The organism is Porphyromonas sp. COT-290 OH3588 (assembly GCF_000769075.1).
In the GTDB taxonomy this organism is placed as follows: Bacteria; Bacteroidota; Bacteroidia; order Bacteroidales; family Porphyromonadaceae; genus Porphyromonas.
Genome location: NZ_JRFC01000038.1, coordinates 68,805 through 86,159 on the forward strand (window position 1 = coordinate 68,805; position 17,355 = coordinate 86,159).

Genomic DNA, 17,355 nt, shown 5'->3' on the forward strand with positions numbered 1-17,355 from the left:
ACTAGTCTATATCATATTCGGCAGAATCGTCGAGTAGCCCAGCAGGGATAATCAGAGAGATCGTGCGCTGCACTACATCTATACCAGCGAGTAGCTCGTCTGCGATAGGGAGTATAAGCACCTCTCCCGTTGTGCGCTCGACAGTAATAAGGGTGTTGATGGTTGTTTCGTCTACCTCTGTGATGGTACCGATGAGCAGGTTGCTCTCGCCATCTAAGAGATTGTAGCCAACGAAGTGTGCGTACTCAAGCAGATCAGTGACGTCTTCGGCTTCGCTGAGGTAGGCCTTGTCTAGCCAAACGGGGGTATTCACCCAGCGCTCGGCAGCCTCTTTGCTCTCTAACCCAGAGAACTTAATGATGTCGATATCACCGGCCTTACTGCGCAAACCCTCTACACGAAAGGGAATGAGCAAACCATGCTCCTCCAGCATCAAAAATAGAGCCTCTTCGTCGTCAATCAAGTTGCTAATGTCGATACTCAGCTTAGCCGTAATCTCTCCTGAGAGCCCATGGCTACGGCCAAGGGTGCCGATGCACTCAAAATCTTCTTTCTTCAACATAGTCTACACCGTCTGTATATCTGCCATAAAACTCGCCAAAGTTCGCTAATTATCGCCACTTAACCAACAAACTTCTATTTCTACGAGGCCTCTGGTTGAGGACTTATCCCTGAGGTAGGGGGTATGGTGGTACTAAACCAAGGGATGGAGGAATACGATAACTAGGGCACATCTCTTCGGAGCAAGCTTTGCTTTATGTGGAGCAGATCTTGCTCTATATAGAGGAAGCCTATCTCTATGTAGAGCAAACCTCCCTCCAAAGATTGGAGGCGGAGCTGGGCTAACTGCTATTTGCCGAAAAGGCAATACCGATCGCTAACTCTCGCCTCATAAACGCCCACACCTGCCCAACGGCTCCAATATCGCTGGTGAGTTAATGCACGAGTAGGTATGCAGCAGGCGCCTCAGCTCCAAAACAGATGAAGACAATACTGACGAATTCATTACCTTTGTAGATAACCATTTTAGGATATTTATGTGGAAGATTATTAGCATTCCTCAAGCTTTCAAGAAGAATGTACGTACGCTTCTTGGCTTTTTGCTTGTTGCTGTACTGATTACGTTGCTCACTCCCGGCAACGGCGGGTTTCGCTATCAGTTCAGCAAAGGGAAGCCATGGCAATACGACCTACTGACAGCCCCCTATGACTTCCCTATCTACAAGGCAGAGAGCGAGCTAAGTCTGGAGCAAGACAGCATACGAGAGGCTATGAAGCCCGTATATACCTACGATGAGGAAATCATGGCCTTGATGCTCGCCGAGCTCAAAGACGAGTATTATGCCCGTATGTCCAAAAGCATTCCCCACGCCTACTACATATATGTACATCAAGAACTTCGACGCCTCTACACACGAGGGCTAATACAAGCAGATCAACTCGTGAACCTGAGGGAGCGAGAGAAGCTGGAGATCAACCTAGTAGTCAAGGAGAATATCATGAAGCGTGAGCCCATTACACGCTTCTACAGCCTCAAAGAAGCCTACGAGCAACTATACGACAACAAGCCCAACGCTCTAGATGCCGACCTGCTACAACAGATGGATCTATCTCGATATCTGCGTGACAACGTGCTGTACAACGAGGATCTGACCCAAAAGCTCATTCAAGCCGAGCTCAACGATCTATCTCCCTCGGTAGGGCTAATACAGCAAGGGGAGCGCATCATCGACAAAGGAGAGATCGTGACGCCATACACCTACAACCTATTGCGCTCACTGGCTCAAGAGCAAGACAAGCGTAGCGGCGGTACACTCCAGCAGTGGAGCCTACGCATCGGTAGTTTGCTTTCTATGGGGCTACTCTTCTTCGTGCTCGGTCTGTATCTTATTTTGTTTATCCCGAGCTTTGTGCAGCAGCGCAAGAATATGTTATTCCTGCTCATCTCGCTCTTCATCTTCGTAGGTCTAACGGCAGTCAATATCCACTATGATCTCTTCAACCAGTACATCATACCCTATGTGATGTTTGCGATCATGATGCGTACGTTCTTCGACTCGCATACTTCGCTGATCACCTACATCATTATGGTACTGGCCTCGGCGATATTCATTGCCGAGCCTCTTGGCTTTATCCTAATCCAAGTAGTCGCAGGCTTGGTTGCGCTCATTGCCTTGCAGACGCTCAGCTCTAGAGCTCAGCTCATTCGAGCCGCCTTCCTTGTGTACCTATTCTACACGATTGTTTCGCTAGCCATCACGATCATGAATGAGGGAGGCATACGTCACGATTACTGGGTTATCCAGCTCTACTTCGCCATCAATCTGATTTTCTTGACCTTCACCTACATTTTGGCTTTCATCGTGGAGAAAATATTCGGCTATGTATCCAACGTGAGCCTCGTAGAGCTGAGCGACGTCAATACACCACTACTCAAGGAACTGAGCGAGATTGCCCCCGGCACCTTCCAGCACTCTCTACAAGTATCCATTCTCGCCACAGAAGCAGCGAGCAAGATCGGAGGCGATGTGCAGCTCATACGCACAGGGGCTCTGTACCACGACATCGGTAAGATTAAGAATCCGTCCTACTTCACAGAGAACCAAGGCGTCAATAATCCGCACAACCTGCTATCCTGCGAGGAGAGTGCGCAAATTATCATTCGCCATGTAACGGACGGGATAGCTCTGGCACAGAAACACAATCTACCACCACAGATTATCGACTTCATACGTACGCACCACGGTAGGGGTATGACCCGCTACTTCTACAATACATACTGCAACCAGCACCCAGACCAAGAGGTAGACCCGACGCCATTCTCTTACCCGGGACCCAATCCGTGGACCAAAGAACAAGGTATCTTGATGCTGGCCGATGCTGTCGAAGCCTCGAGCCGAAGCCTCAAAGAGCATACAGAAGATGGGATACGCCTACTGACCAATCGTATCATTGACTCGATCGTATCGGAGGGCCTACTCAACGACACGCCCCTGACCTTCAGAGATATTCAAACCATCAAGGAGGTATTCCTCATCAAGCTCAAGACGATGTATCACTCACGTATCACCTATCCAGAGAAGCAATGAACCCGATCTTCCTAATAGGGTATATGGGTGCAGGCAAAAGTACCATCGGGCGTAAGCTAGCCGATGAGCTAGATTGGTCATTTATTGATACAGACATTTTCATCGAAGCTAGATTTAGGGAGCGCATCTGCGATATGTTTGCCTCGGTGGGCGAGGAGGTTTTTCGTCGCCGAGAGCGGGTCGTCATCGAGGAGCTATCGGGTATGGAGAACTGTATCATCGCCACGGGCGGAGGATTGCCCTGCTTTCATGGTAATATGGAACTGATGAATGCCTGCGGCACCACCCTCTATCTCTCAGCCTGCAACGAAGTACTAGCTGGGAGGCTAGAACTATGCAAGCGTACTCGCCCCTCGGTGCGTGACAAGTCGGGCGAGGAACTGCTACTACATGTACAAGCTGCCATGCAGGAGCGTGATGCGATCTACCGTCAGGCTCAGCTCGAGGAGTCGGTCAACGATCTGCGCAATGAGGAGGACGAGATAGCACTGGCCATCAAACTGGCACAACGACTAAGGGAGCTTCATCTCGCCTGATCCACACGGCCCAAGCAATAGCCACAAACCAATAGAGTAGCAGATGCCACAGCTCGGGGCGATAGTGCTGGTGCAGCCAGTCAATCTGAGCACCATGCTCTGTGATATAGAGCATCATCTGACCTAGATATTCGGCAGCGACCTCTAGGCCAAGTAGAGGCAAGCCTAGATAGCCAAGGGTATAGAGCAGGAGCGCTATCGGGATAAGCACTACGGCGACCAAGCCCACGGGAAGAGAAGTCCACACAAATGCCCACGACACCTGCCCGAAATAATACAGACACAAGGGTAAAACCAAGACTTGCGCCGCAAAAGTCAGAGCCAGCATAGACCAAACATAACCCAAAATAGGCTGGCGAACCTCCCCAACCAAGCGATAGATCGGACGATGGAATAGATGGATCGACAGCACTGCTACGTAACTAAGGGCAAAGCCAGCGGACTGCAAAAGATGAGGCGCTAGGAGCAACTGGATAAGTGCTGAGGCAGCAAGGATATTGGTTGTCGATACGGGGCGAATAAGCATACGAGCAATTAGGAATAGCGAGAGCATGACCGCCGCCCGAACCGTCGGCACAGCCCAGCCCGAGAGGGCGACGAAGCCCCAAGCTGCTAGCAGTAGTAGCATACTACGCCAGCGAGGATTGAAATGCAAGAAGCTCAAACACCTCAGAAGTAGCGAGATGAAAAAGACAACTACCCCAAGATGAAATCCACTCACGGCCAAAATATGTGCCACTCCGCTACCTACAAACTGCTCTCTCAGCTCCTTGCTTGCCTCTCCTCTGGGCAGATGCCCCAGCGCAATGGCCGCACACAAGCGCTGCACTTCTGGGCTCACCGAGCTGCCGGAGAGGCTAGCCACCAGATCCTCTCGTGGCTCATTGGCTCGGATATCCCTCACCTGCTCTCTATCACTCTGGGCTATACGTAGAGAGAAGAGCGACACCAGCACACAAAGCACCCCAAGACGAAAGATGAAGCTAGGCAAGTATGCGTTTAACCTATACATCAGCCTCGGCGAAAAGGAGGGGAGGAAAGATAGAGCGAGTACAGAAAAACCACAAACCACTCCCCACCATGGGGACGGTCTGTGGCTTAGATTGACATAGATCGTCGCTAGCAGATAGCACAGAAGAACCTGTAGAGCGGGGTTTCTGTACCACGAACGCTCCGCCAAGGCAAGGAACTGACGAGGAGCATTCCCTAGCCTCATGGTCATATCTACGGCTGAGCTTAGCGAGAGAGGGCTCTCAATCCTGCGATTGCGGCCTCGGGGTCTTTATGACCGAAGACATAGCTACCAGCCACGAGTGCATCAGCCCCTGCGGCTACTAGAGCAGCTCCCGTCTCGGCATTGACTCCGCCGTCCACTTCGATGAGCGTTTGAGCTCCCGCCTCGTCTATCATCTGTCGGAGGCGTCTAACCTTGTCGAGCGTACGAGTGATGAATTTCTGACCTCCATATCCGGGATTGACACTCATAAGAAGTACCATATCTAGATCTGGCAAGACATCGCACAGCAGCTCCACTGGGGTATGCGGATTGAGCGTTACGGCAGCTTTCATCCCTGCGTCCTTGATAGCCCCAATGGCACGATGCAGATGTGTAACCGCCTCGTAGTGCACATTCATCGTGTCCACCTTGAGGGCAGCAAGCTCCTTGACGAACTTCATTGGCTCGACAATCATCAGATGCACATCTAGAGGCTTCTCAATAATAGGGCGAATAGCCTCCAAAATCGGGAAACCAAAGGAGAGGTTAGGCACAAAAACACCGTCCATAATGTCGATGTGTAGCCACTGAGCTTGGCTACGATTGATCATCTCCACGTCCTGCTCTAAACGTAGGAAATTGGCAGAGAGAAGTGATGGGGATACGATAGTACTCATAGTGATGTTGCTCTGTGGTGTGCCTAGATAAGAGAGGCTAGTAAGCGCAGATTGATGAGAGTCTGCTGGTGTTTGGGACTTCGGCGCATTCGCTCTGCATCGAGAGCGATATTGATACGCTGACTAGGTGTAAGAGAGTAAAAATGTTGCATAAGCAAAATACGTTTGATAGGTACTACAAGACCCAAAGATAATGAGAGTATTGCATAGTATAGCACACTCGTGCCGCCACTCTGGGACAGACGCACTAAGCGCAACACACAATCTGCAAGGCCAACGGTGGCTCCCCTACGAGCGAGGAGCCCACATCTCCCCCAAGGATCTAGTACAGAGCTAGGGCAAGCCCAACCTCATATAGATCGCAAGAGGCCTCAATCACTTATCTTGAGCCTAGACACCTACCAAACGTATCTGCTGCTCGGTTTATTGCTGTATATGTTTGCGAAGATTGATCAGAGCGTAGCGCATACGCCCTAGGGCTGTATTGATGCTCACACCAGTACGGTCTGCAATATCCTTGAAGCTCATCTCCTCCCAATAGCGAAGCCTAACGACCTCTTGTTGCTCAAGAGGGAGTAGAGCGAGCTTGTCGTGTAGCTCATCTAGAGTATCTCTCTGGATAATCTGCTCCTCGCCATTGGGGCTATCGGAGGCAATAGTCAAGAAGACCATATCCGAGTCGGCAGACTCCTCTTGGGGATAAATGGTCTGCTTGGCTTCCGTTTTCTGCCGACGAAAGGTATCCATCACGAGGTTGTGCGTGATGCGCGTGAGCCACTGCTTAAACTTGCCCTCGGGCGTGTACTTGCCTCGTCTGATTGTAGTCATAACCTTGATGAAGGTATCTTGGAAGATATCTTCGATGAGGTCCTCGTCCGCAGTGGAGAATCTTATGTAAGTATGGATATAGGCATCGTATCGCGTGAGCAAAGCATCGAAAGCCTCATTACATCCGTCAGCGTAGAGCAGAGCCAGTTGGTCGTCACTCAACGTTTCAAGTCTATTCATCGTTATTCAATGTTAACTGATTGGACTTCTATTTACCGAATGTAATTATCTTTCTATAGGCGATACGTTTGTTAATTTTAGACAATAATAAACTACGATGCTCCGCAGTTCAATTTGCAAATTAAATAAATTGGATTGAGTTGTGCAAGAGTTTTCTGAATTAACAACGGATTTTACAGGATATTTTAAGGCTAACATTTGCGGTGGGCAAGCGTAACGAGAAGATTCTTTGCTTAGAGTGCAGGATTTATATTTCAGCTCAGTTTTCAGAATGTTGGTGGGGAGACCTCTGTATACTTGAAGTAAAAAGGGCAGACCTCGTATTTGGCCTCTAGCAGGCTTCTCAGCAGGCTAACCCCTATTTGAGTACTTATCCCCAGACTAGAGCAAATACCCGTCTAAAATCAAACTTTCACAACAAACTAACAATCATATATTTACACTTAAACCTCCGCCATAATTCGTGTACTTACCCCTCATTTAGGGGCGTTTCTTCCCTGCAATTCTTCGGAAACGGAGGACACACCTCACAAGACTACTCCACCAATCCGACAAGATCTTCCCATCAATCAAATTGACAGATATAAACTAGGGGACTGAAATACCCCATCTAGTCTTAACAAAAATCTACAGAAATGATATACAAAGGCCACAAGGCCCTCTCTTGAATCCCTCTCAAGAAGGCTAATTCCTACTAGGATTTAGAGTACTATCAACTAAGACATAAAAAAATGGTAAATTTGTAGGCAGAGATTTTGACAGATATATGATTAGACTCCAAGGTATATTCAACAAACCGATAGTCAGTTCAGTGCTTGCAGGGCTATGCATTGTTATGGCTCTATGGGCTGGTACCGACGACCTATTAGGGCAACGCAAACGCTCCTCCACAGCTAAACAAGTCGATCTAGATGCGCTTTGGGCTGATGCACAGGCCAAATACCAGCTCTATCAGTTCGCCGATGCTCGTCGGAGCCTTGAGCAATATAGTACAGCGAGCAAAAAAGCTCGCAAGGCTATTCATCAGGAGGTAGACGAACTTTTGCAGCGCGTAGACAAGGCTGAGCGCCTAGCTGAGCTATCCGAGAGCGTTGAGCTGATCGATAGCTTACACACTACCTTCGGCGACCTAGGCCTCGATTTGGAGCGCCTACTGACTAACCCCGAAACTCGGACAAACTGGGTAGGTTCGTTCCGCACCGAGATGCGCCCAGACAGTAGTCTATTCTACAGCTACACGACCCAGCTAAGGCGCATCAGATTAGAAAGCCTAAGTAACGAAACCTCTGGAGCTATGATGCGCTACGAGCGTATCGCAGGGAAGTATCAACCCATAGCAGGCGCATTAGAGGCCTTAACCGAGGGGCACAATAGGCATATATGCCCATTCTTGATGAGCGATGGCGTACGGATTCTATTCGCTCGTGAAGACCCAAGCGGGCTAGGTGGCTACGATCTATATATAAGCCGGTATAGAGTAGAGGAGGATACCTACTACAAACCCACGCAGCTAGGCATGCCCTTCAACTCCCCCTACAACGACTATCTACTCATCTATGACGAGAGTAACGATCGCAGCCTACTGGTCAGCGACCGATTCTGCCCAGAGGGCACGATCGCCATCTACCGATTCAAGGGTGCTCCACGAGTACTCGGAGGAGCAGGCATAGCCCAATCAGGGACTTCGACGCAAGCAGAGTCGGCTCTCGACAATGCTGCCCTCAGCCGAGCCTCTCTACACGGCCTACCAATCCCCTCGGCCAGAGGCTATGTACCAGCAGCTCCGACGACGCAGGAGTTAATAAATCAAGAAACAAACAATCAATAAATAGACAAGACAGAAAACAATGGAAACTACCACTGTAGATTCACTCGCTAGTGTGCTGAGCCCAGAAGTACCAGCACCAGCCCTATCAATCCTAGATCTAGCCTTCAAGGGAGGTTGGGTCATGATCATTCTACTGCTGCTATCGCTTTTAGCTGCGTACATTTTCGTCACCAAGCTCATGCAAATCCGCTCTGCTGGCAAGGACGATAAGTACTTTATGGAGCGTATCAAGGACTACATCAGCGAGGGCAAGACGAGCTCGGCACTCAAACTATGCGACGATACCGACTCGCCCGCTGCTCGTATGGTCAAGAAGGGCATCAGCCGTCTAGGTCGCCCGATGAGCGACATCCTCGTCATCGTTGAGAATGTGGGCAACATCGAGATCGGCCGCCTAGAAAAAGGTATGCCAGTACTAGCAACCATAGCCGCTGGTGCACCTATGATTGGCTTCCTCGGCACAGTTACGGGTATGGTGCGTGCCTTCTTTGATATGGCGAATGCTGGTGGTGCAGGCGTAGACGTAGCCCTACTCTCTGGAGGAATCTACGAAGCTCTAGTGACCACAGTGGGCGGTCTGGTAGTAGGGATTATCACCCTCTTCGCCTACAACTACCTTGTAGCCGAGCTCGATAAGGTAATCAACAAGATGGAGACCAAGACGGTCGAGTTTATGGATCTACTCAACGATTCGCTATGAGTCTGAAACGCAAAACTCGTGTGGCGGATAGCTTCAGCATGGCATCGATGACAGACGTTATCTTCCTCCTGCTGATCTTCTTCCTCGTCACCAGTACGATCATCGTACCAAACGCCATCAAGGTAACGCTCCCCAGTGCTACTCAGCAGCCAGCCAAGGAGATGCCTAACGCACGAGTCATTATCACCCCAGAGGGGAAGCTCTTCTTGGGGCTAGACAAGAGTGCAGAGCTAGAGCTACCAGCCGAGGAACTCGGACTAAGGCTAGGAGCTTTCGCATCGGCGCACCCCGATAGCTATGTCGCTATCCATGCCGACGAAACCGTTCCATATAGAGATGTTGTTCGGGTAATTAGTCTAGCCTCTCAGGCTTCTCTCAAGGTCGTTCTAGCTACTAAAATCACTAGCGAGCAATAGTGTAGAGCTCTATGATGCAGCAAGAAAGGAATAAACGACGATTGGTGGGGTTAGGCGTAGCCATTGGGCTTCATCTAGCGTTCATCGCCCTACTCTACTGGCTCAAACTCGAGGGACGTATGCCCCTACCCAAGCAAACGGAGCTTGTGCTCGTTGATCTGGGTACGGTAGAGCAAGCCTCGGGAGAGCAGGAACCGATGGGGCAAGAGATGCAGGGTGAACCAGAGCCCACTGTCGTACCAACACCCAAGCCAGCACAACCTGCCCCCACTCCTACTCCTAGCAAGCCCAAGCCAACAAAAACGAATAAGCCTACTCCAGCCAAGCCCGTACAAACACAGCAGCACGAAGAGAGCCTACGGGGCGCCGAGCTAAAGCGCAAAGTCGAAGAGGCTAATAGGATAGCCGAGACTGAGGCAAGACGTAGAGCTGAGATACAGAGGCAAATGGACGAAGCAAAACGTGCCGAAGAAGAAGCCGAAAGACAGCGAAAAGCCGAGCAAGCCGAAGCACAGAGGAAGGCAGAGCAGGCTCGCCAAGCAGGCTCTCGTGTATCAAATGCCTTCGGAGCTGGAAGAAATACAGGGCAGAGCCAAGGCACGTCCTCTAGTGGTACGGGCAATCAAGGCCAACCGTCGGGTAGCTCAGGTAGCTTTAGCCTCGTGGGGCGTACGATCGTCAGCAACGGCGGACGGCTCAATACGCCTCGTACAGCGAGGGCAGTACGTGGGCGTATCAATGTACGCATCACGGTCGATGCTTCTGGGCGTGTTACCGAGGCGCATGTAGACCCTCGTGGCACGAATATCGCTGAGCCAACTGTTCGCTCAGCTGCTGTAGCGGCTGCCAAATCCACTCGCTTCAATGCCCAAGAGGGGGCAGTGGAGCAACGAGGAATCATCACCTACGACTTCGAGATCGAATAATCGAGCACTACCAACACTTTTAATACATATCTACAATGGCAAAGAATGTTTATGTTTTCCTAGCCGAGGGCTTCGAGGAGATTGAGGCTGTCGCAACAATCGACCTGCTCCGCCGGGCAGGTATCGCCACCATCACTGTGGCTGTAGGCAATAGTTTGGAGGTGAGCGGCGCTCATCACATCACGCTCAGAGCAGACAAGCCTCTAGACGAGGTAGATCTATCCAACGCAGATGCTCTTGTTTTGCCGGGGGGACTACCCGGTGTAGACAACCTCAATGCCAGCGAGATGCTACGCTCTATGCTTTGCCAGATGTACGACTCTGGCCGATTGGTAGCCGCCATTTGTGCAGCTCCTATGATCCTCGGGCAGCTGGGCATACTCAACGGCAAACGTGCAACCTGCTACCCCAGTTTCGAGAATCACCTTACTGGCTACAAGGCCTCGGAGCAGAAAGTTATCTCCGATGGACATGTCATAACCGCTTGTAGCGCTGGCGTGGCCATAGACTTCGGCCTTGAAATCATCAAGTATCTACTCGGCGAGCAGGAGGCACAGCTCGTAGCAGACGCTATCATCTACAAACGATAGACATTGCACTCAGATACGGCAGATTTGGTCACTCAACCGCCAAGGACTTGATATAAGTCGTTTGGATATTACGGATCGGTTTGCTAACTTTGCTGATACAAGAGGAAGTATAAAGCCACGTTGTCGATAGGTAGACTCAACGTTAAAATCTTTTTCCGAGACAAGCTTCTCCTCCAATGGCGTGTCGTAATCCTCTTGAGGATATGCGAATTACAAAGGTTGAGGAGCGCTCAAATCCTGTCATTCGGAGTTTTCACTTTTATCGCTCGTGGCTTTTTATAACTATTACGGGCTGTGTCGAACTCATTGTTTCGGCACAGCCCTTTTAGCTTTACAGAGGCAAAAGCTTAGCTTCTTGAGGTTAAGCATCTCATAAAGGCTAACGACTTGGCTAGGCGTATGACTAGTATTTTTATTCAATTTGATATTTAAGACGAAATCAATGAAGCGAGTAATTTATTTAATAACCTTCCTGCTAGCGTTAGGCTTGGTTATTCCACTCAAGGCGAGCGTGCAAATCAAACACATCGCACCTCAATTTTGGTGGGCGGAGATGAAGAACCCTAAACTGCAAATCCTACTACACGGCGACAACATTGCGACCTACCAAATCAAAGTCAAGGGGCAAGGAGTTCAGCTAGACGAAGTAGTGCTACAAGAGAGCCCCAACTATGCCATTATCTACGTAGATCTTGCTAAAGCGCCTGCGCAGACGATGCAGATTGAGCTGCGCAAAGGGAAGAAAACGATAAGTATCCCCTACGAAATCAAGCAGCGCCAGCCTGACGCCTCACAAGTGAAAGGATTTGACGCCTCCGATGTCCTGTACCTAATTATGCCCGATCGCTTCGCTAATGGGGATAGAAGCAACGACCAAGTACGAGGCATACACCCCGATGTGCTAGATCGGAGCAACGGGTTCGCCCGACATGGGGGCGATCTTCTAGGCATTGAGCAGCGACTAGATTACCTCGATAGCCTCGGAGTTACCGCCATTTGGCTCAATCCCGTTCAAGAGAATAATACGCCAGAGGGCTCATATCACGGCTATGCAATTACCGATTATTATCAGATAGATCCTAGATTTGGGTCAAATGAAGACTTCCGTCGTCTAGTCCAGCAGGCTCATAGGCGTGGAATGAAGGTCGTGATGGATATGATCTTCAACCACTGTGGTATTCACAACTACCTCTATGCGGATATGCCGAGCCGAGATTGGTTCAACTATGATGGGCATTATAGACAGACCAGCTACCGCACAGTTACTCAATCGGACGCTTATAGTACCGATTCGGCTCGTCGCATCGCTCTAGATGGGTGGTTCGTTTCAGTGATGCCAGACTTCAATCAGCGCAATCGCCACGTAGAGGCTTATCTAATCCAGAACAGTATTTGGTGGATTGAGTTCGCTGGTATCAATGGTATTCGCCAAGACACGCACCCTTACGCAGACTTCGATATGATGGCTCGTTGGTGCAAGGCCGTCCGAGAGGAGTATCCACTCTTCAATATCGTAGGCGAAACTTGGCTCAACAGCAACGTACTCATCTCCTACTGGCAGGAGCATAGCCGTCTGGCTGCTCCTCGCAACTCACACCTGCCTACGGTCATGGACTTCCCGCTAATGGAACTAATGAACAAAGCCTTCGATGAAGAAACAGGTGATTGGGGTGGCGGTCTATTCCGCATCTACGACTATCTCTCGCAAGACATGGTCTATCCCAACCCCATGAGTCTACTTACCTTCCTTGACAATCACGATACCTCCCGCTTTGCACGTGACCAAAAACAAGCAAGCAACCTAGATCGCTACCGCCAGGCCATCGCTATGCTACTGACAGTACGTGGTATTCCCCAGCTCTACTACGGCACAGAAATCTTAATGCCAGCAGACAAAGCTCACGGAGATGGAGCACTGCGTGCAGACTTCCCGGGTGGCTGGCCTACAGACTCGATCAACCTATTCTCCTCTGCCGAGCGACAAGGCGCAGTTGCCGAAGCTTGGCGCTTAATGAGCCGCCTGCTACATTGGCGCAAAGGAAATGCGGTGATCTCCCGAGGCGACTTCAAGCACCAAGCTCCGCAAAACGGGCTATACATCTACAAACGTAGTTTGACCGATAAGGCTGTGACGGTCATCTTCAACGGGACAGATGCCGAGCAGAAGCTAGACCACAGCTACTGGCAGGAGCTACTCCCCACAGGAGCGGCTCGGGAGGTGCTAACTGGACAGACGATTGATATACACCAGCACACTAATCTCCCCAAGCGTAGCGTTCTTATCCTCGAGTATTAACTCGTATGTAATCGACTGACCGAGTGGCGCTCTAGGGAAACTCTATGCAGAAAAGTCGTACATTTACACTGAATAAATTAATAAACTCATATCTAAATAATTCATCATCTAGAACAACTTATGAAGAAAAGTATCATTGCTGCGGCTGTCATTGCTGCAGGTCTATTCGCCTCTTGTGCCAAGGAGCCACAGGGCTACATCATCTCTGGTACAGTACCCGCAGAGGCTCAAGCCAATGGTGAGTACGTTTATCTAATCACCTTTGATGCAGAGATGCAAGACTACAAGCACATCGATAGTGCTAAGGTAGAGAACAATGCTTTCACATTTGCAGAGCGCACGCCCGAAGATCTCATGGCCGACGCCTCTCTGATCCTCAAGAATGAGTACTCAACCCCATTGGTACTAGAGAAAGGTCACATCCAAGTGGATATGACTGCTCCATCGGCTAAGGGGACTAAGCTCAACGATGCACTAGCCGCCTACACGGGCAAGATCGACAGCATGTCTAAGTCTATGGGCGAGCATATTGGTCGTCTACGTGCCATGGAGGACGAAGCTGCTGCAATAGCAGAGTACGAGGAGCTACTCAAAGGCTACAATAATGCACTCAAAGCAGACTCCGAGCGACTCCTAGCCGAGTATCCCAACAACATACTCGGAGTACTTGCCTTCGAGAACCTGCTCACCTCCGAAGAAGACATTGATGCTAAACGTCTAGAGGAGCTCAAGGCCAAGGTTGCTCCTGAGCTACAAGCGATGCCTCGCATCAAGAAGCATCTGGATATGCTGGAGTCCAAGTTCCGCACCGATGTTGGCCAAATGTTCATTGACTTCGAGGGCGTAGATAGCAATGGTGCAGCCAATAAGCTGAGCGACTTTGTAGGAAAAGGACACTATACGCTTGTAGACTTCTGGGCTTCATGGTGCGGTCCTTGTCGCAGAGAGATGCCTAACCTAATCAAAGTACGCGACACATACGGCAAGAAGGGGCTTACTATCGTGGGCGTAGCTGTATGGGACGAAATGGAGAAGCACGTCAAGGCAGTTGAGGAAGACAAGATCACATGGCCACAAATCTTCAACAAGGACGAGGCGACTAAGCTCTACGGCATCACAGGCATTCCTCATATCATTCTTTTCGGCCCCGATGGTACGATCATAGCTCGCGATTTACGTGGCGAGGGCATCTCGGAGAAACTCGACGAAATACTGCAAGCTAACGGCGGCAAGCTCTAAAACCCCGAGGCACGATATGACGCCCAAGCTCTACTCGGTGGTCTAAAGCGTCATACTACTAGCAAGACCAAAGCCAGATACTTATGACAATCCTAGCGATTGCACAAGTATCTGGCTTTGGTCTTAGCTTTTTTCTAGGTCTGTGTAGCTAGAGTCCTTGCTTGATCGAGGCTACATGATCCCATGTACCGCCATTGATAACGCCCTTGATACCGTTGCGCTCAAGGATACTCTTGGCTTGGGAACTTCTATTACCACTGCGGCAAAAAACCACAATACCTTTCTTGTTCTTAAACTCCGCCACACGAGCCCCCACATCATTGAGGGGGATATTGACGGCACCGGGGACACTACCAGAGGCAAACTCTGCCGGCGTACGCACATCGACCAAGAATGCACCCTCACGAATGGCATTGGCAATAGTCTGATCGTCGGACTGTCCTAGTAGGTTCTTCAAAAATCCAAACATAACGAATACTATAATTATAACGGGGATAGCGATTGACGCTATTTTTTTGATACTCTGCTTTGACATACATAATCTGTTTTGGGGACATCAGTCTGGGCAATGGCACCAAAGCCTCCCTCAATGTCTGTGAATGAGCGGTAGCCTCTTGCCTGCAAGATGCTAGCAGCGATCATACTGCGGTATCCACCTGCACAGTGCAGATAGAAATGCCTATCACGTGGCAGGTCGCTTATCCAGTCGTTGATGTAGGCAAGCGGACGGCTATAAGCATCAACTATATGCTCGGCCGCATACTCGCTCTCCTTGCGTACGTCGATTACGAGCGTTTCGTCGGCCTTGAACTGTTGTGCGAACTCTGCGGCGGAAATGCGCTCTACCGAATCTGTCTCTCGGCCTGAAGCCTGCCAAGCCTCAAATCCACCGGAGAGATAGCCAAGCACATGGTCGAAGCCCACACGGCTGAGCCTTGTGATCGCCTCTTCTTCTCGACCAGCGTCTACAACGAGCAGCAGAGGCTGCTTGACGTCTACGATCATCGTACCCACCCAAGGGGCAAAGTCGCCGTCTATCCCGATGTTGATAGAGCGAGGAATGAAGCCCTTGGCGAAAACTCCCGGAGCACGTGCATCTAGCACCAAGGCTCCCGATGCCTCGGCTACGGCCTCGAAGTCCTTTGGCGATAGGGGCACTAGCCCACGCTCAAGTACACGATCAATGCTATCGTAGCCCAGTTTATTCATCGCCACATTACCGCCAAAGTAGGCAGGAGGAGGCAAGAGCCCCTCGGTAACGGCTGCGACGAATGCCTCTTTGCTTGGCTGGTTGAGGGCATAGTTCACTCGCTTTTGGTTACCTAGACTATCGACTGTTTCCTTCATCATATTCTTACCACAAGCCGAGCCTGCACCATGGGTCGGGTAGACTGTAATATCGTCCGATAGAGGGAGGATCTTGTTGTACAGGCTCTCGTAGAGCAGCCCTGCAAGCTCCTCTTGAGTGAGATTGGCAGCCTTCTGAGCTAGATCGGGGCGGCCCACATCACCTAGGAAGAGGGTATCGCCACTAAAAAGAGCCGTTTCCTTACCGTCCTCGTCGATAAGCAAGAAGCACGAGCTCTCCATCGTATGCCCGGGAGTATGTAGGACACGTACTCTTGCCTTACCTACCTCAAAAGTCTGATTGTCCTCTGCCACGATAGCCTCGAAGCCGGGTTGAGCCGTAGGGCCATAGACGATAGGGGCCCCTGTGGCCTTGCTCAGATCAATATGTCCGCTTACGAAATCGGCGTGGAAGTGTGTCTCGAAGATGTATTTGAGCTGCACACCATCACGCTTGAGCCTATCGAGATAGGGCGTTACCTCACGCAGAGGGTCGATGATGGCGGCCTCGCCCATTGAGGTAATGTAGTAGGCACCCTGTGCTAGGCAGCCCGTGTAAATCTGTTCTACTGTCATAGTTGTTGAATGCTTTAATGTTTATTGACGCTACAAAGATGCGGCAAGCTGGCAAACTGCACAGCTACTTTTGTCACACAAGGGCTATGGCTAGGCTAGGAATAGCTCTCTCAAGATGATATACAGCCCCATCACGAGTACAAACCAGCCGAAAGCAGGCTTGAGCTTAGCTCCGTCGATGAGCTGAGATAGCTTCATGCCGACGAATATGCCCCCAATAGCAAAAGCCGTAACAGCCAATAGTAGGCCCCAATCCAAGCCTGCCAAATCTCTCTCGCCGAGGAACCCTAATAGGGACTTGGCTGCGATGATCACAAGAGAAGTGCCGACAGCTTGCTTCATAGGCAGGGAGCCCAGAAGCACCAAGGCAGGGATAATCAAGAAGCCACCCCCAGCGCCTACCAACCCCGTGAGCGTACCGACCACGGTTCCCTCAAGCAGAATAAGCAGATAGGGCGACCGTCCACGGCTCTGCGCCTTACTCTCTTGCACCCCCTGCGGGCGTATCATACCGATAGAGGCAACCAACATCAGCACAGCGAATAGGAGCATTAGGAGCATACCACGGTCTAGAACAAAGCTCCCCAGCTGCAAGACCTGCTCGGGGATCGCAGGCACTAGATAGGCCCTCGTCAGGTAGACAGCCACGATAGAGGGTAACCCAAAAAGGATAGCCGTAGGGACGTCTACCAGCTGCCGACGAAAGTAAGACACACTACCCACAACACTCGTTACCCCCACGACAAATAGTGAATATGCCGTAGCCAATACGGGGTCTACCCCCAGCAAATAGACCAATACGGGGACGGTGAGGATACTGCCCCCGCCACCGACTAGACCTAGAGCCAAACCAATAAGAATAGATGCTAGATAACCGACTAAGTACATAATAGATGATAGCATTTGTGATG

General features: G+C 50.5%; 18 protein-coding genes. 10 read left to right on the plus strand and 8 right to left on the minus strand.

Features of this window, described 5'->3' with window-relative positions:
- Position 1: 1 nt before the first annotated feature.
- Positions 2–562: a ribosome maturation factor RimM gene (locus tag HQ48_RS07780; protein ID WP_044232966.1), complete on the minus strand. Its 561-nt coding sequence runs from the start codon at positions 560–562 to the stop codon at positions 2–4.
- A 475-nt stretch (positions 563–1,037) separates the two neighbouring features.
- On the opposite strand from HQ48_RS07780, the gene HQ48_RS07785 reads away from it, so the two are divergent.
- Both HQ48_RS07785 and HQ48_RS07790 read left to right on the plus strand, forming a co-directional pair.
- Complete coding sequence (locus HQ48_RS07785; protein ID WP_044232967.1) at positions 1,038–3,089, plus strand: HD family phosphohydrolase; 2,052 nt, start codon at positions 1,038–1,040, stop codon at positions 3,087–3,089.
- The gene (locus HQ48_RS07790; RefSeq protein WP_044189669.1) at positions 3,086–3,625 is read left to right on the plus strand and encodes a shikimate kinase; all 540 of its coding nucleotides are present in this window, start codon (positions 3,086–3,088) and stop codon (positions 3,623–3,625) included. Before HQ48_RS07785 ends, HQ48_RS07790 begins: the two co-directional genes overlap by 4 nt.
- Here the strand turns inward: HQ48_RS07790 and HQ48_RS07795 are convergent.
- From HQ48_RS07795 to HQ48_RS09585, 3 genes are read right to left on the minus strand one after another with little or no spacing between them, the layout of a single operon-like run.
- The gene (locus tag HQ48_RS07795; RefSeq protein WP_081969764.1) at positions 3,585–4,847 is read right to left on the minus strand and encodes a ComEC/Rec2 family competence protein; all 1,263 of its coding nucleotides are present in this window, start codon (positions 4,845–4,847) and stop codon (positions 3,585–3,587) included. The two genes, HQ48_RS07790 and HQ48_RS07795, sit on opposite strands and share 41 nt — an antisense overlap.
- A 14-nt stretch (positions 4,848–4,861) precedes the next feature.
- Positions 4,862–5,518, minus strand: coding sequence for a ribulose-phosphate 3-epimerase (rpe, locus tag HQ48_RS07800; protein WP_044189672.1), 657 nt, complete (start codon positions 5,516–5,518; stop codon positions 4,862–4,864).
- Positions 5,519–5,541: 23 nt separating this feature from the next.
- Positions 5,542–5,670, minus strand: a complete 129-nt coding sequence (locus HQ48_RS09585) for a hypothetical protein (RefSeq protein ID WP_255327541.1) — start codon at positions 5,668–5,670, stop codon at positions 5,542–5,544.
- A gap of 41 nt (positions 5,671–5,711) precedes the next feature.
- On the opposite strand from HQ48_RS09585, the gene HQ48_RS09420 reads away from it, so the two are divergent.
- Entirely contained in the window at positions 5,712–5,855 is a 144-nt protein-coding gene (locus HQ48_RS09420) for a hypothetical protein (RefSeq protein WP_160225964.1), read from the plus strand.
- A gap of 86 nt (positions 5,856–5,941) precedes the next feature.
- On the opposite strand, the gene HQ48_RS07805 is transcribed toward HQ48_RS09420, so the two are convergent.
- Positions 5,942–6,526 (minus strand): RNA polymerase sigma factor, encoded by a 585-nt coding sequence (locus HQ48_RS07805; protein ID WP_044189674.1) that lies wholly within the window; start codon positions 6,524–6,526, stop codon positions 5,942–5,944.
- Between the two features lie 766 nt (positions 6,527–7,292).
- On the opposite strand from HQ48_RS07805, the gene HQ48_RS07810 reads away from it, so the two are divergent.
- The 7 genes from HQ48_RS07810 to HQ48_RS09595 all read left to right on the plus strand — a co-directional run bounded on the left by HQ48_RS07810 (position 7,293) and on the right by HQ48_RS09595 (position 14,521).
- Positions 7,293–8,354: a hypothetical protein gene (locus HQ48_RS07810; protein WP_152568354.1), complete on the plus strand. Its 1,062-nt coding sequence runs from the start codon at positions 7,293–7,295 to the stop codon at positions 8,352–8,354.
- 19 nt (positions 8,355–8,373) lie between these two features.
- The gene (locus HQ48_RS07815) at positions 8,374–9,054 is read left to right on the plus strand and encodes a MotA/TolQ/ExbB proton channel family protein (protein WP_044232970.1); all 681 of its coding nucleotides are present in this window, start codon (positions 8,374–8,376) and stop codon (positions 9,052–9,054) included.
- Positions 9,051–9,470, plus strand: coding sequence for a biopolymer transporter ExbD (locus HQ48_RS07820; RefSeq protein WP_044189679.1), 420 nt, complete (start codon positions 9,051–9,053; stop codon positions 9,468–9,470). The genes HQ48_RS07815 and HQ48_RS07820 overlap by 4 nt, the downstream gene beginning before the upstream one ends.
- 11 nt (positions 9,471–9,481) lie before the next feature.
- Complete coding sequence (locus tag HQ48_RS07825) at positions 9,482–10,396, plus strand: TonB family protein (RefSeq protein WP_044232971.1); 915 nt, start codon at positions 9,482–9,484, stop codon at positions 10,394–10,396.
- Positions 10,397–10,431: 35 nt separating this feature from the next.
- On the plus strand, positions 10,432–10,986 hold the full coding sequence (locus HQ48_RS07830) for a DJ-1 family glyoxalase III (protein ID WP_044232973.1): 555 nt from the start codon (positions 10,432–10,434) through the stop codon (positions 10,984–10,986).
- A 442-nt stretch (positions 10,987–11,428) separates the two neighbouring features.
- Positions 11,429–13,282, plus strand: coding sequence for a glycoside hydrolase family 13 protein (locus tag HQ48_RS07835; protein WP_044232974.1), 1,854 nt, complete (start codon positions 11,429–11,431; stop codon positions 13,280–13,282).
- Positions 13,283–13,402: 120 nt separating this feature from the next.
- Positions 13,403–14,521: a TlpA disulfide reductase family protein gene (locus HQ48_RS09595; protein ID WP_052409026.1), complete on the plus strand. Its 1,119-nt coding sequence runs from the start codon at positions 13,403–13,405 to the stop codon at positions 14,519–14,521.
- Between the two features lie 148 nt (positions 14,522–14,669).
- Here HQ48_RS09595 and HQ48_RS07845 read toward each other — a convergent pair whose 3' ends face one another.
- The 3 genes from HQ48_RS07845 to HQ48_RS07855 all read right to left on the minus strand — a co-directional run bounded on the left by HQ48_RS07845 (position 14,670) and on the right by HQ48_RS07855 (position 17,347).
- Positions 14,670–14,978 (minus strand): rhodanese-like domain-containing protein, encoded by a 309-nt coding sequence (locus tag HQ48_RS07845; RefSeq protein WP_235300214.1) that lies wholly within the window; start codon positions 14,976–14,978, stop codon positions 14,670–14,672.
- Between the two features lie 50 nt (positions 14,979–15,028).
- Positions 15,029–16,444, minus strand: a complete 1,416-nt coding sequence (locus HQ48_RS07850; protein ID WP_044232975.1) for a rhodanese-like domain-containing protein — start codon at positions 16,442–16,444, stop codon at positions 15,029–15,031.
- A gap of 90 nt (positions 16,445–16,534) precedes the next feature.
- Positions 16,535–17,347 (minus strand): sulfite exporter TauE/SafE family protein, encoded by an 813-nt coding sequence (locus tag HQ48_RS07855; RefSeq protein WP_235300215.1) that lies wholly within the window; start codon positions 17,345–17,347, stop codon positions 16,535–16,537.
- Between the last annotated feature and the right edge of the window lie 8 nt (positions 17,348–17,355).

Bases quoted from the DNA above. Each gene is read 5' to 3' on its own strand.
- HQ48_RS07780 (WP_044232966.1), bottom strand. From the start codon at position 562: ATGTTGAAGAAAGAAGATTTTGAGTGCATCGGCACCCTTGGCCGTAGC.
- HQ48_RS07785 (WP_044232967.1), top strand. From the start codon at position 1,038: ATGTGGAAGATTATTAGCATTCCTCAAGCTTTCAAGAAGAATGTACGT.
- HQ48_RS07790 (WP_044189669.1), top strand. From the start codon at position 3,086: ATGAACCCGATCTTCCTAATAGGGTATATGGGTGCAGGCAAAAGTACC.
- HQ48_RS07795 (WP_081969764.1), bottom strand. From the start codon at position 4,847: ATGACCATGAGGCTAGGGAATGCTCCTCGTCAGTTCCTTGCCTTGGCG.
- rpe (WP_044189672.1), bottom strand. From the start codon at position 5,518: ATGAGTACTATCGTATCCCCATCACTTCTCTCTGCCAATTTCCTACGT.
- HQ48_RS09585 (WP_255327541.1), bottom strand. From the start codon at position 5,670: ATGCAACATTTTTACTCTCTTACACCTAGTCAGCGTATCAATATCGCT.
- HQ48_RS09420 (WP_160225964.1), top strand. From the start codon at position 5,712: ATGAGAGTATTGCATAGTATAGCACACTCGTGCCGCCACTCTGGGACA.
- HQ48_RS07805 (WP_044189674.1), bottom strand. From the start codon at position 6,526: ATGAATAGACTTGAAACGTTGAGTGACGACCAACTGGCTCTGCTCTAC.
- HQ48_RS07810 (WP_152568354.1), top strand. From the start codon at position 7,293: ATGATTAGACTCCAAGGTATATTCAACAAACCGATAGTCAGTTCAGTG.
- HQ48_RS07815 (WP_044232970.1), top strand. From the start codon at position 8,374: ATGGAAACTACCACTGTAGATTCACTCGCTAGTGTGCTGAGCCCAGAA.
- HQ48_RS07820 (WP_044189679.1), top strand. From the start codon at position 9,051: ATGAGTCTGAAACGCAAAACTCGTGTGGCGGATAGCTTCAGCATGGCA.
- HQ48_RS07825 (WP_044232971.1), top strand. From the start codon at position 9,482: ATGATGCAGCAAGAAAGGAATAAACGACGATTGGTGGGGTTAGGCGTA.
- HQ48_RS07830 (WP_044232973.1), top strand. From the start codon at position 10,432: ATGGCAAAGAATGTTTATGTTTTCCTAGCCGAGGGCTTCGAGGAGATT.
- HQ48_RS07835 (WP_044232974.1), top strand. From the start codon at position 11,429: ATGAAGCGAGTAATTTATTTAATAACCTTCCTGCTAGCGTTAGGCTTG.
- HQ48_RS09595 (WP_052409026.1), top strand. From the start codon at position 13,403: ATGAAGAAAAGTATCATTGCTGCGGCTGTCATTGCTGCAGGTCTATTC.
- HQ48_RS07850 (WP_044232975.1), bottom strand. From the start codon at position 16,444: ATGACAGTAGAACAGATTTACACGGGCTGCCTAGCACAGGGTGCCTAC.
- HQ48_RS07855 (WP_235300215.1), bottom strand. From the start codon at position 17,347: ATGCTATCATCTATTATGTACTTAGTCGGTTATCTAGCATCTATTCTT.